We start from the raw sequence: 11,853 nt of genomic DNA on the forward strand, positions 1-11,853 counted from the left end.
TTTTGGAAAATATTGTCTGAGCAGCCTGTTCGTATTTTCATTTGGGCCACGCTGCCAGAGAGATTGAGGATCTCAGAAATAAATTTTAATGTCTTTATCTACGGTAAACTAGGGGGGCTGGTCATTTCAGCGCCCGATCCTATGTGTGGCACGTCAGAATTTAATCATGTTGACGGAGTGAACAAAATATTTATTTTACCCTGGTAATGGCCCGCCTTCAGGCTGCTGTACCTGACAGGCCGGACTTCCACGCTGACTACCGAAGGCACGCACGGAACGGTACCCTGAATACCGTCAGGAAGCTGAATGTACTTCACCCGCGACTGCGCCGCGCCGCCTTTCTGCATATTGTTCCAGTAAAAAGGTTCGCGGTTGGCGACGGCCTGCGGCTTGCCGGACGGATCGGTCACGCTGACGCTGTAGCTGATTTCACCTGCGCCATTTTCCCTGCGCATAGCAAAATCCTTACCGGCACTGCCACTGCTTTCGTCAGAAAACAGCAGCATGTAGCGCGAGTCAGACAGCCCGGCCCCGTCATAAAGACACATGTCAAGGCTGGCACTGCCTGCCGCCATATCACCAGAAGACATAATCTGAACGGGCAGCACGGCGTGAGAAGTGTTCTGCTGCGGGAAAAACACTGCCGGTGGCGTTTCTCCAATGTAAACCGACAACGGGGTACGTGCATAAATCGTGGCAGTGCTATAGTTTAAAGGTACATAAAGATCGGGTAATGAAGTCAGTAAAACGGCCTGTCCGGCGTGGGATAACGCTTTAGCAGGGTCATTGATAACCACATCAGCAAGTTTTGTCCGCGGAATCTGAACAGCAAAAGAAAAGTAGTACTTACCGTTGATTATTTTCGTATGGTGCGTTGCAAAAGCTTTAAGTCCGTTAATAATGACATAGCCTATGCTGTAGTTGCAGCTTGTTTCTGTTGCGCTTCCAGTGAACCTTAGAAAACCAATACTGTTATCATCCGCCAAAGGTTTACAACCGGGCGCTCCGCCCCCCATATTTTTCATCTCCGAATAAACATATGTATCAATGGGTGGATCTGATTCAACAGATCCAACAGTCCTCCATACTGTAAGGCTCTGCTGTTTAATATAGATCGTCCCCAGCAGTTGCCCCCTCTTGATGCCTGAAACAGGCACGTCCGTTCTGACATATTCGTATTCATAACCTTCTGCAGCGTCGGCAAGTGCGCGGGCGCTGTACATTAATAGTGCCACAACGGACATCAGCACAAGCGCAGCGCCAAAAGGAAACTGCCACACAGGGCGCATAACAATAGAATCATTCATATAACAGCCTCGTAAAGGATGCAGAAACGGATAGCATCAATTGTCAGGAAATAATGCGATAAAGATTTTAACGATAAATATGGTCGAATTAATCATCCGCATCGGAAAAACAGAATTTCTTTGCACGTTTTTTGTTAAAACACTAACCGATTTCCCTACTGCCATCTGTATTGTTCAAGAACAAAAAAGCATGCTCTGCAGTAAAATTTTTATGTAAAAACGATTAATCGCATTCACGATTTGAATGAAGCATACATATTTCCTGCCGGACATGGCCGCCTTGCGGACTGTCGTTCTGACCCGGGCTAAATCAGGAGGCTTCAGGACAGTGAGCCGCTTTAAGGTTACACCGGCCGTCATGCGTTACTTTCGTTCAGGTTCGCATGAGAAGGATGAGGTTAAGAAGCAGGGGGCGCACGCACTCAACAAAAAGGTGTGCCTGCAGGTATCAGAACATCGCCGGCGCCGTGTGGAAGCGGTTAGGCAGGGATGGTAACCGGCACCCGTGCAGCCTCCTGATTCAGGCGACCTGCAATGAAGATGCTGTCAGTGCCCCGGATAGCCGGCGCAGTCCGGTGATAAAACTATTCAGCAAATACGATTAAGCGCATTTTACTTTACGCCCGGCTGTTGTGGCGGCATGGCGCAGGTGAGCCTGTGCAACAATTGACTGAGGAGCAGATTACGCCGAATTGTTCTGCAAACAGGCTGCGTTTTACCGACCTGGCCGAGAACTTTAGTCAGGTAAGAGCACTGATAACTGGTGAGGTGCGGCCATCTTATGCGCGGGCGGAAAAGGAGAGTATCCAGCTTTTTCTGACTGGCAGTGCCGGATTACTGCATCCGGTGACGAACGAAATGTATACGCCTTATCCGGCGCTGACTGCGGCGGTAAGCGTTACATCCAGACCGTATTGGCGTTTAAGATCAGATAACACCGGGTTTCCCGGGCAGCAGATCGCGCAGCCAGTCCAGTAGATTCATGATCGGTTTACGTGACGGACCGCGCTTTAATTTTTTTAGCTTCAACCGCAGGGGGCGTCGGCGGCCTGTCAGCCGGTCGTCCTGCAGGCTGCACCAGCCCACCTTTCAGCCTCGCGCAGGTCCGAAAACCAGGCGCTGCCGTCGTCGTGGCGGCCTAGGCACTCCCTGAGCTTAAGCCGGATGTAGTCCAGTTCCGGGATACCCGGGGTTGTCGCCGCAGAAGCAGAGTATAAATGCCCGCAGCATGCTGCATTCGGTGAAGCTGTACCGTCCCAGCCTGGCGGCCAGGTCCGTTGTACTGAACGGGCGCACGGCCCGTCCGATATCCGTGTTTTCCCTCAATAGCGTCACTGTTTTTTCCCGTCATGCCGTCAGGGGCCGTACGGTGGCACCCCCTGACGGTCGTTAAAAAGGTCAGGCTGATGCGTTACGGATTGTATACGCCGCCCGTAACGCTGATGACGTAGCTGCCCGCTTTGGGCAGTTTTGTTAATACAGTTCTAACGGAATAACCAAAGTTATTGACATTTTCCTTACTGAACATGTAAATCCCATCTGATATGTTGATATAATCAGTGGCTGATGATGTGGGATATACTAGATATTCCAGTTTGTAGTCAGCGTCGTTTTCATGGCCTGTCGCATACGTTACAAAACTATAATTACCAGGTCCGGTGGTGTTTAAGGCAAGGTGCGCCGTTTCCCCGGTCTCCTTAATTTTCAGGTTACCGTTTGCAATCGCAAACTGGCCCATGCCCGAAGCCCCCCCCTTCAGTCCTTCCACAGGTATCAGGGTGTTTTCCAGCGTGATCTGCTGGTTCAGCCTCAGGGTGGCGGTGGCGGTGGTCTTGTTGACGATGCTGCCCGTAGTCACCGGACTCGCCACGGCCATCTGGCTGAAACAGCCGGCGGCGACAAGGGCGGTCAGTAAACGCATTTTCATGGTATTTTCCTCTGGTTTAGTATTTCCGTGCCGGCAGGATTGCCGGCCTCAGTTTGTTGTGGCCGCGATGAAAGCTGTACGGCGCACACGTCCCCCGGCTCTTCGCGTTAATTCAGATAAATCACTCAGCTGCGGCCTCGAACTGGCGGCTCTCGCCTCCAAAGTCGTTAATGACGCTCCACTTCACGGCACCAGCCGCGCCCGCTGGCAGCGGCAACGTTAAGCTCCCCTGAGGAGAGACATAAGTCAGGTTACCGACCTCTTTTCCCCCCACGCTCACCGCCTTCAAGTTCATGTAAAATGGTGTCGGGTTACTGACCCTTAACACCTTACCCATTCGCGCCCAGGTGAGTGCGCCAGCCGCCTCTTCCGGACTGCCCTTCAGGCCGGACGGCCTGAAAATCAGCTTGTCACACATGCTGATGGCCATGTTCACGGTCATTGACACCCCGGTTGCGTGACCGGACGCGTCGCCCGAAGGCGGCAGCGCCTTCACGCACAACCAGTACAGGCTCTCCTGCGTCTGCGGAAGGCTGCTCCCGGTGCGGATAATGCGCAGCCGGCTCTGCTGGTTCGCTTCAAGGCGGAACAGCGGCGGCGTGACCAGGAAGGGGGCCGGCGTTTTGTGGTCCTCGCCGGTCACCGAGGACTGGACCAGCATGGGGCGATCCTGCGGGTTTGACACCGAAAGCTGCGCGCCGGCCGCACCTTCCGGGTAGATGACCCGGGTGGCCCCGAGCATCACGCGGAAGGTGTTCTGGCTCGTTGCTGGCTGGCTTCCGGCTATATGGGGCGTGGGCAACTTGAAATCATCATGCCGGAATGGAATATACCTGACCTCCCGGTCTGGCTTATCTGGCGGCAGCGCCCCCGAAAGACCAGGATTTTCACCGATTTTTGCAATTATATTGAGGAACGCTGGAATACGCGGCCGCAGCTGATTGCTGATGACCACGCGGCGCCTCTGCTGCAGCCCGATTTTCTTGCGCGGCACGACACCGGAAAAACCGTAACCGCACAGTGCTCATCGCCCAGCGCTGTACGAAGGGCGCCATGTGATTTGCCCTGAAACAGCCGCCGGCTGACGTAGCGCTGATATCCATGCCCGGGTGCCGGTATGAAGCCGGATATAATCTATGAACATGATAATGATACCTGCCTGGCATTTGATTTTTATCCTGAGGTTTTAAGCGGCACCTGCGTAAAGGGTGTGGGAAACTACGGTTCCACCACCTGCCCCGGGCTCAGAGCCTACCTGAACGTGAAAAAACCGCCTGGACCAGCAGACCGTGCGTGATCCAGCCGTTCGTGGAGATGAACTGGCTGCATAATACAGAAGCATAAGGCGTGCGTATTAACTGTGAAACCGACAGCACTTCAGGCCTTCTGAATGTTGCAGAGCTCAATACGATGGGGGAGAGGCGCCTGTCGCAGAGCCTGACGGGAAGCATTGTTTTCACGCAGAAGGCCGGAAATGAAAGCTACCGGGACAGCTTGGCGGCGCTTCAGCTGAGCTACCGATTCTGAGGGAAGACAAATCGGAGGTGCATGCCCGGCCGACTGAGTTACTAGTCTCAAATCTTGCACGCTAGCAGATTGTGCTGTCGGTTAGCCACTACGTAAGGGCCATGCCAGCTGGCTATATCTGCAGCGGGTGGCCCCATCAGATATGGTACTAAACTGGATATTCAGACAGGCCGAGATGCTCCTATTGCGCAGGTGACAGTCAAATTTCATGCGCAGCAGTTTTTTAATTTCACTCAGCAGCGTTCTCAGTCTTGCCATGGCGACATTTCTCCGGAAAATGAGTTATCAGTAAGATGTGTTGTTCATTGTTTTACAAGTGAAAAGCGCGAGATTCCGACAGATGGCCATATTTTGCAGGAACAAACCGGAATATGTGGTCGAATTAAATCGAAAAATGCGATCACGCTACATCGGAATCAACGAACGGTTTGGGCCAGAATACGTACAACATCAGCTATGTGTATCTATGAAACTTAACTTCGCTATTTTTTTCGCCAATTTTCTATAAATTTTTCCTGACAGGAGTACAAAATGATTCATGAAAAAAAGCATGCAATATGGACCTTTAGCCTGATGAGTTTGAATTTACTGTCATTTTCATCTGTGGCAGCCAGCATGTGTGCTTCAGTTGGCGATAATGAAGCTCAGACCGTTACCAGTCAGGAAACCGAAGAATGTACTGTCTCTCCGTCACTTGGTTTTTTTTCTGTGGCAGAAGGCGCATCTGTTGACGTCACCCGTGAAGGCAGTGGTTTCGTTGCGGTTTCCATTCTTGATAATAACCTTGAGCGTTTTAGCAACGACGGAACGATAGCTTCTGCATACACTGGTGTTCGCATAGCCAGTAATGGACCGGGTTCAGAAAATGAAACTCATATAGACGACTTTATTAATACCGGATTGATATCCGTCAGCGGTGGCTCAGGTATTGCCGCGGTGTATAATATCTCAGGATTTATTGGTGATTTTACAAATAGTGGAACGTTGCAAAATGACTCCGTGAACACCAGCATGGCACTGAACAGCGACCTGACCGGTAAAGACAATTACACCACCGCCCTTTATAATCTATCATCCATTGATTCGGTGCTTAACAGTGGGGTAATCAGGGCTGCGACTGGCATTACCAATCTTACAACGAGTGGAATAACCAACCGGATAGGTAATATTGACAACGCGGGCACCATTACGGGCACCGTCGGCAATGGCATTCTCAACGAAGGAACGGTCGGCAGCATCATAAACAAATCTGGCGGAATAATTGAGGGAGCAGACACGGGCATTAGCAATGCCGGAAATCTCTCTCAGATTAATAACAGCGGTACCATTAAGGGGGGGAGCTGGTCTGTATTTAACTCCGGCATCATACGTGACGGAATTCATAACGCCGGTTTACTTGATGGCCCGGTTTATCTCGGGCACTCTTCACTGTTTATCAGTGGATCCAGTGCGACTGTCAACGGTTCAGTAACCGGCCTGACGGGTTCTTCTCTGTCCGTGGGGGATGAAAGCATGATCGCGACCTTCACCGCCACGAATAACGTCAGTGTGGACAGCATTACCGTCAGTTCCGGCAGTACACTGACTCTCACACCGTCGGCCCGCTGGACTGCCGTTAACGGTACGGTAAATAACGGCATTCTGACCCTGCAAAGCGGCAGCATCCTTGACGGAGCGCTGTCTCAGAACGGCACGCTGATTTTTAGTGCTGAAAAAATGGCCTCCGCCACCATAAATGCCAGCCTCACCAACCGCGGCAGCCTTGTGCTGAACCCGACCCCGACCAGCGCGGGTAACACGCTGACCGTCAACGGTGACTATACCGGACTGCCAGGCAGTTCAGTGTCGCTTGGTAGCGTGCTGACCGGTGATGACTCGCTGACCGACCGTCTGGTGGTAACCGGAAACACGAGCGGCGCCAGCACCCTCTTCGTGACCAACGAGAACGGCGGCGGCGCTCAGACGCTAGACGGTATTAAGCTCATTAGCGTGGGCGGGCGCTCTGATGCCGTGTTCTCGTTGGGTAACCGTGTGGTGGCCGGTGCCTACGACTACAGCCTGCGCAAAGGAAATGTTTCGGGAACCGAACCGGCGGGCTGGTACCTGACCAGTTTTGCCTCCGCACCGTCACCTGAACCATCACCTGAACCGTCACCTGAACCGTCACCTGAACCGTCACCTGCACCTGCACCACCACCTGCACCTGCACCTGCCCGCATGTACCGTCCAGAGGCGGCGGCCTACACGGCTAACCTTCAGGCTGCGAATACCCTGTTTGATCTGTCAATGCGTGATCGCAGCGGGGAAACGCGCTATACCGACCCGGTAACGGGGTCAGTCCGTACGACCAGCATGTGGATACGTAATCTGGGTGGACACAGGCACGCGTCCATGACGGACGGGCAGAACCGTACGCAGACTAACCGCTACGTACTGCAACTGGGAGGGGATATTATTCAGGGGTCAATCAATGGCACAGATGCAGTTCACGTCGGCCTTATGGGCGGCTACGGCCGGGCGGACAGTAGTTCGCATAGCAGCCTGACGGGACATGATGCGAAAGGCAGCGTGAGTGGATACAGCGCAGGGGTATATGGCACTTGGTACCAGAACGCACAGGTCAAGACCGGCGCATGGGCTGAGGCATGGACGCAGTACAACTGGTTCAAAAACGAGGTGTCAGGTGACATGCTGCCTGCGGAGCGTTATAACAGCCGCGGGCTGAAAGCTTCTCTGGAAGGCGGATACGCGTGGCAGATTAAAAGCTGGCAAAGTGGCACCGGCATGGAAAACCGACTTTTCCTTGAGCCGCACGTGCAGGTCGTCTGGTCCGGCATCAGCACTGATGACCACACAGAGGCTGGCGGCACCCATGTGCAGGGTGCGGGAAACGACGGTGTCACCACCCGCCTCGGTTTCAGATCCTACCTGAACGGGAAAAGCCGGCAGGACCAGCAGACCGTGCGCGAATTCCAGCCGTTCGTGGAAGCGAACTGGCTGCATAATACAAAAGTGTACGGCGTGCGCATGAATGGAGAAACGGATAATGTGCGGGGGAGCCGGAATATCGGGGAGCTTAAAACGGGCGTCGAGGGACGTCTTTCGCAAAGCCTGACGGGAACAGTAGTGTTCACGCAGCAGGCAGGTGGCGGTGGCTATCGCGATAGCCAGGGCTCGCTGCAGGTTAGCTACCGGTTCTAAGACTTCACACCATGGCGGGCGGCAGGTTGGCTTTTCATGGCAGTAATTCGCATAATCTGACCGGAACGGGTATCACCTGCAGCGCATGGCGGAGTCTGGCAGGCCATAACCGTGCAGGTTGCGCCAGTTAAATACCAAGTTGTCGTTAACGCCGTGTTCCCGAGCCAGTTCTGCCACACAGGCACCCGGCTGCTGGCTCAGCTCCGCCATGCGGATTTTGAACTCCAGAGGCCAGCCCGGGCGGCGTTTTTAGGGGGCACTTTGGTTATCGAAAATTATTGTACGTTAAGGTTGTTTTTTGACCTTTCTACTTTAGCGGGCCTCAGCCGACGAAACTTACCGGAAGCCGGTATCCGGTTGCTTTTCCAGATATAATCGCCTGTCAGATTGATGTGCTCCCAGCCTAACGGCGACAAATGCGACAGTAGTTGTTCGTTGATCTTTAGTCCCTTACGCTTCAGGGCATCGATCGCCCTTTCCATATACACAGTATTCCACAGCGAGATCGCAGCCATCAGGAGCGTCAGTCCACTGGCGCGATAGCTCTGATTTTCCGGCTTCCTGCCCCTGATTTCTCCCTGCCGGTAGCTTTGTTGAATAAATCGAACTTTTTGCCGTAATCAGGATCAGATCACCACATTCTCGATCCTGTAGCGGTATCCCGTGGCAAAACAAACGTTCAAAATCACCAACTGGAACGTCTACAACAAAGCCCTCGTCAATCGGGGCTCACTGACATTCTGGCTTGATGAGTCGGCCATTCAGGCCTGGTATGACGAACCCAAAACCTCTTCACGTGGTCGTCCGCAACGTTATTCCGAGCTGGCCATTTCCACCGTTCTGATGCTCAAACGCGTCTTTCGCCTCACGCTGCGCGCTGTGCAGGGATTCATCGATTCCATTTTTATCCTGATGAAGCTCCCGCTCCGTTGCCCGGATTATTCCTGGGTCAGCAGGCGGGCTAAGTCCGTCAGCATCCCTTTCAAAAGCCCCACACGCGGTGAAATTGCCCACCTGGTTATCGACTCCACCGGCTTAAAAGTTTTCGGTGAGGGTGAGTGGAAGGTGAAAAAACACGGTAAGGAAAAGCGCCGTGTCTGGCGGAAGCTGCGCCAGGTGTCAACAACGGGTAAAAAGTGATCCACTAACCGTCACCACCAACGGTTTAATATTGATCCACCTTGTTTACTCAGGATTAGCTTCCGCTATAATCCCGGCCTTTCGTTTCGGCTTCAGTCGATAGCTCTCTCCTTTTATCTGGACTACGTGTGAGTGATGTAAGATCCGATCCAGCATCGCCGATGTCAGGGCCGCATCACCTGCGAACGTCTGGTCCCACTGCCCGAACGGCAGATTGGAGGTCAGGATCATCGCGCTCTTCTCGTAACGTTTGGCTATGACCTGGAAGAACAGCTTGGCTTCCTCCTGACTGAACGGCAGATAACCTATTTCATCGATGATAAGCAGCTTCGGGGCCATGACACCGCGATTGAGTGTCGTTTTGTAACGCCCCTGACGCTGGGAAGTCGACAGCTGTAACAGCAGGTCCGCTGCTGTTGTGAAGCGAACCTTGATGCCCGCCCGTACTGCTTCGTAGCCCATGGCTATCGCCAGATGTGTTTTTCCCACGCCCGAGGGGCCCAGTAACACGATGTTTTCGTTACGTTCGATGAAGCTCAGGGAGCGCAGCGACTGGATTTGCTTCTGAGGAGCGCCGGTGGCGAAGGTGAAGTCGTACTCCTCGAACGTCTTCACCGCCGGGAAGGCTGCCATCCGTGTGTACATCGCCTGTTTACGCTGATGCCGGGCCAGTTTCTCCTCATGTAACAGGTGCTCCAGGAAGTCCATGTAGCTCCATTCCTGATCCACCGCCTGTTGCGACAGCGCCGGCGCTGCGCCGATAAGACTGTCCGGCTGCAGCTGTTCGGCAAGCACCATCAGCCGTTGATGTTGCAGTTCAACCATCATGCGGCTCCTCTGCAGAACGTATCATAGATGGAGAGTGGGTGATGCAGTGGCTGCCTGTCGAAGGTCATCAGGCTTTCATCAACCTGCACGTCATACTGCTTTTTCTCCGGTGGCAGTGCCAGCATGGATTGCTGTTCCTCCACCCAGCGATCGCAGGGGCGGGACTGGATAGTTTCATGCTTCCGCTGGTTGGCCACATCGTACAGCCCGCGCAGGCCGTAACGGTTTGCGGTTTCAACATCGACGGAGATCCCCATCGGACGCAGGCGCGTCATTAACGGGATATAGAAGCTGTTTCGGGTGTACTGCACCATCCGCTCCACCTTGCCTTTAGTCTGCGCCCTGAAGGGACGGCACAGGCGGGGAGAGAAGCCCATCTCTTTGCCGAACTGCCACAGGGAAGGATGGAACCGATGCTGCCCGGTCTGGTAAGCATCACGCTGTAGCACCACCGTTTTCATATTGTCGTACAGGACTTCCTCCGGTACACCACCGAAGAAGCTGAACGCATTGCGGTGACAGGCTTCCAGCGTGTCGTAGCGCATGTTGTCAGTGAACTCGATGTAAAGCATTCTGCTGTATCCCAGAACAGCGACGAACACATGCAGGGGGGACTTGCCGTTTCGCATGGTCCCCCAGTCAACCTGCATCTGCCGTCCGGGCTCGGTTTCGAAGCGAACGACCGGTTCTTCCTGTGCTGGCAGGGTCTGTTTGCGGATGAACTCTCTCAGGATAGTAAGCCCTCCACGATAGCCCAGCTCCATGATTTCCCTGGCAATAACGGTCGCCGGGATTTTGTAGGGATGCGCATCGCTGATCCGCTTAGAGATGTAATCACGGTATTCATCGAGCAGTGACGATGGTGCCGGGCGTGGTGAATACTGCGGCTTTTCAGATTTGGCTTTCAGGTGGCTGCGGACAGTATTGCGCGAAATACCCAGCTCCCTGGCAATGGCCCGGATACTCATTCCCCGCTTGTGCAGGACTTTAATTTCCATACGAATCTCAAAAGTGATCATAAGCTCCCCTGTATTCAGAGGAGCAGATTAACCCCTGGATCAATTTTCAACCGCTGGGGTGGATCAGTTTTGCACCGTTGGTAACAACATTTGATAAAAGAGCTATACCTACATCACTAATTCAACTACAGGCACAACAAAGTTTCAACCATATGCTGCTACATCTAACTCAAAGTATGTTGATTCAAATACGTCCTATGACGTTAAATTTTATTATTACATCCCACAATCTGCACTATCTGAATTATCTTCCGGTATCTTGAAGGCCACACTTAAGCAAAACCTGATGCAATGGGTGCCCTTCAGTCTTCTTAAGGACTTGGACGGCCGATATCACATTGCGTGTCACAGATACGGGATCCCAGACCATCTTCTTTCCGGCCTTTCCGGGCGGGGCGCCACACGTAGATCTGAACCTCAGTAACCGGCCTGCAGGTAGTGACTCGACCGCCAGCGGCACCGCAAACCTGGATATGTGCCTCTACGATGGCGGCATCACAGCTAACAATATCGCCATAACGTTCAGTGGTGAAAATAAATCCGCGCCAGGGCGTAAGTCCGGTGGCTTTTCCGTCTACCGGGACGGGGGGAGCGTGGAAAAGGCCCAGAATCGTATCGACTACACCGTTCAGGTACTGAACCCATTAAGCGGTCGAGCCGAAAACATCACAAACGGCTCGCGGATTGGCTGGGTGGGGTGGGGTGGGCCGCTGGCGAATTTAACCGACGGCAGATAATCATTCCGGATGTTTCCGGTTATCAGTGGTGCGTTTATGCGCCCATCACGCAGAAAACACCCTTCTTCATTCTTGCTGACAAAGCGGCCGGACATTATACGGGTACGCTGAGGGTGCCCTATGTCCCGACCACGTCAGGATGATCAGAATCCACGATTTCTGTCGTT

Annotated in this window: 8 protein-coding genes and 5 pseudogenes; 5 read left to right on the top strand and 8 right to left on the bottom strand. The window is 53.3% G+C overall.

The annotated features are described in order from the left end of the window. A pseudogene (locus C1Y42_RS23930) lies at window positions 1–134 on the bottom strand (IS30 family transposase); the annotation flags it as partial. 30 nt (window positions 135–164) lie between these two features. Beyond that, window positions 165–1,307: a CfaE/CblD family pilus tip adhesin gene (locus C1Y42_RS22690; protein WP_104094434.1), complete on the bottom strand. Its 1,143-nt coding sequence runs from the start codon at window positions 1,305–1,307 to the stop codon at window positions 165–167. A gap of 657 nt (window positions 1,308–1,964) precedes the next feature. Here C1Y42_RS22690 and C1Y42_RS22695 point away from each other — a divergent pair. Next, a complete protein-coding gene (locus tag C1Y42_RS22695; protein WP_233209883.1) occupies window positions 1,965–2,285 on the top strand; it encodes a DUF1281 domain-containing protein in 321 nt (106 codons plus the stop codon). Between the two features lie 433 nt (window positions 2,286–2,718). On the opposite strand, the gene C1Y42_RS22705 is transcribed toward C1Y42_RS22695, so the two are convergent. Both C1Y42_RS22705 and C1Y42_RS22710 read right to left on the bottom strand, forming a co-directional pair. Next, on the bottom strand, window positions 2,719–3,234 hold the full coding sequence (locus C1Y42_RS22705) for a hypothetical protein (protein ID WP_104094435.1): 516 nt from the start codon (window positions 3,232–3,234) through the stop codon (window positions 2,719–2,721). Between the two features lie 121 nt (window positions 3,235–3,355). Continuing rightward, on the bottom strand, window positions 3,356–4,189 hold the full coding sequence (locus C1Y42_RS22710; RefSeq protein WP_233209882.1) for a fimbria/pilus periplasmic chaperone: 834 nt from the start codon (window positions 4,187–4,189) through the stop codon (window positions 3,356–3,358). Between the two features lie 1,103 nt (window positions 4,190–5,292). Between C1Y42_RS22710 and C1Y42_RS22720 the strand changes: the two genes are divergently transcribed. Beyond that, window positions 5,293–7,962, top strand: a complete 2,670-nt coding sequence (locus C1Y42_RS22720) for an autotransporter outer membrane beta-barrel domain-containing protein (protein WP_233210753.1) — start codon at window positions 5,293–5,295, stop codon at window positions 7,960–7,962. 102 nt (window positions 7,963–8,064) lie between these two features. Here C1Y42_RS22720 and C1Y42_RS22725 read toward each other — a convergent pair. Next, window positions 8,065–8,208, bottom strand: a pseudogene (locus C1Y42_RS22725) (transposase); the annotation flags it as partial. A gap of 39 nt (window positions 8,209–8,247) precedes the next feature. Further along, window positions 8,248–8,546 (bottom strand): annotated as a pseudogene (locus C1Y42_RS22730) (Tn3 family transposase); the annotation flags it as partial. A gap of 79 nt (window positions 8,547–8,625) precedes the next feature. On the opposite strand from C1Y42_RS22730, the pseudogene C1Y42_RS22735 reads away from it, so the two are divergent. Beyond that, a pseudogene (locus C1Y42_RS22735) lies at window positions 8,626–9,072 on the top strand (IS5 family transposase); the annotation flags it as partial. A gap of 75 nt (window positions 9,073–9,147) precedes the next feature. On the opposite strand, the gene istB reads toward C1Y42_RS22735, so the two are convergent. Together istB and istA are read right to left on the bottom strand one after the other, a co-directional pair. Continuing rightward, window positions 9,148–9,930: an IS21-like element ISSen3 family helper ATPase IstB gene (gene istB / locus C1Y42_RS22740; RefSeq protein WP_104094438.1), complete on the bottom strand. Its 783-nt coding sequence runs from the start codon at window positions 9,928–9,930 to the stop codon at window positions 9,148–9,150. Further along, complete coding sequence (gene istA / locus C1Y42_RS22745) at window positions 9,927–10,949, bottom strand: IS21-like element ISSen3 family transposase (RefSeq protein ID WP_104094439.1); 1,023 nt, start codon at window positions 10,947–10,949, stop codon at window positions 9,927–9,929. Before istA ends, istB begins: the two co-directional genes overlap by 4 nt. A 311-nt stretch (window positions 10,950–11,260) precedes the next feature. On the opposite strand from istA, the pseudogene C1Y42_RS24005 reads away from it, so the two are divergent. Beyond that, window positions 11,261–11,686 (top strand): annotated as a pseudogene (locus tag C1Y42_RS24005) (CfaE/CblD family pilus tip adhesin); the annotation flags it as partial. After that, entirely contained in the window at window positions 11,647–11,829 is a 183-nt protein-coding gene (locus C1Y42_RS24115; RefSeq protein ID WP_158251419.1) for a CfaE/CblD family pilus tip adhesin, read from the top strand. The pseudogene C1Y42_RS24005 and the gene C1Y42_RS24115, both read left to right, overlap by 40 nt. Window positions 11,830–11,853: the final 24 nt, after the last annotated feature.

The organism is Pantoea sp. ICBG 985, assembly GCF_002928365.1.
Classification (GTDB): domain Bacteria; phylum Pseudomonadota; class Gammaproteobacteria; order Enterobacterales; family Enterobacteriaceae; genus Pantoea; species Pantoea dispersa.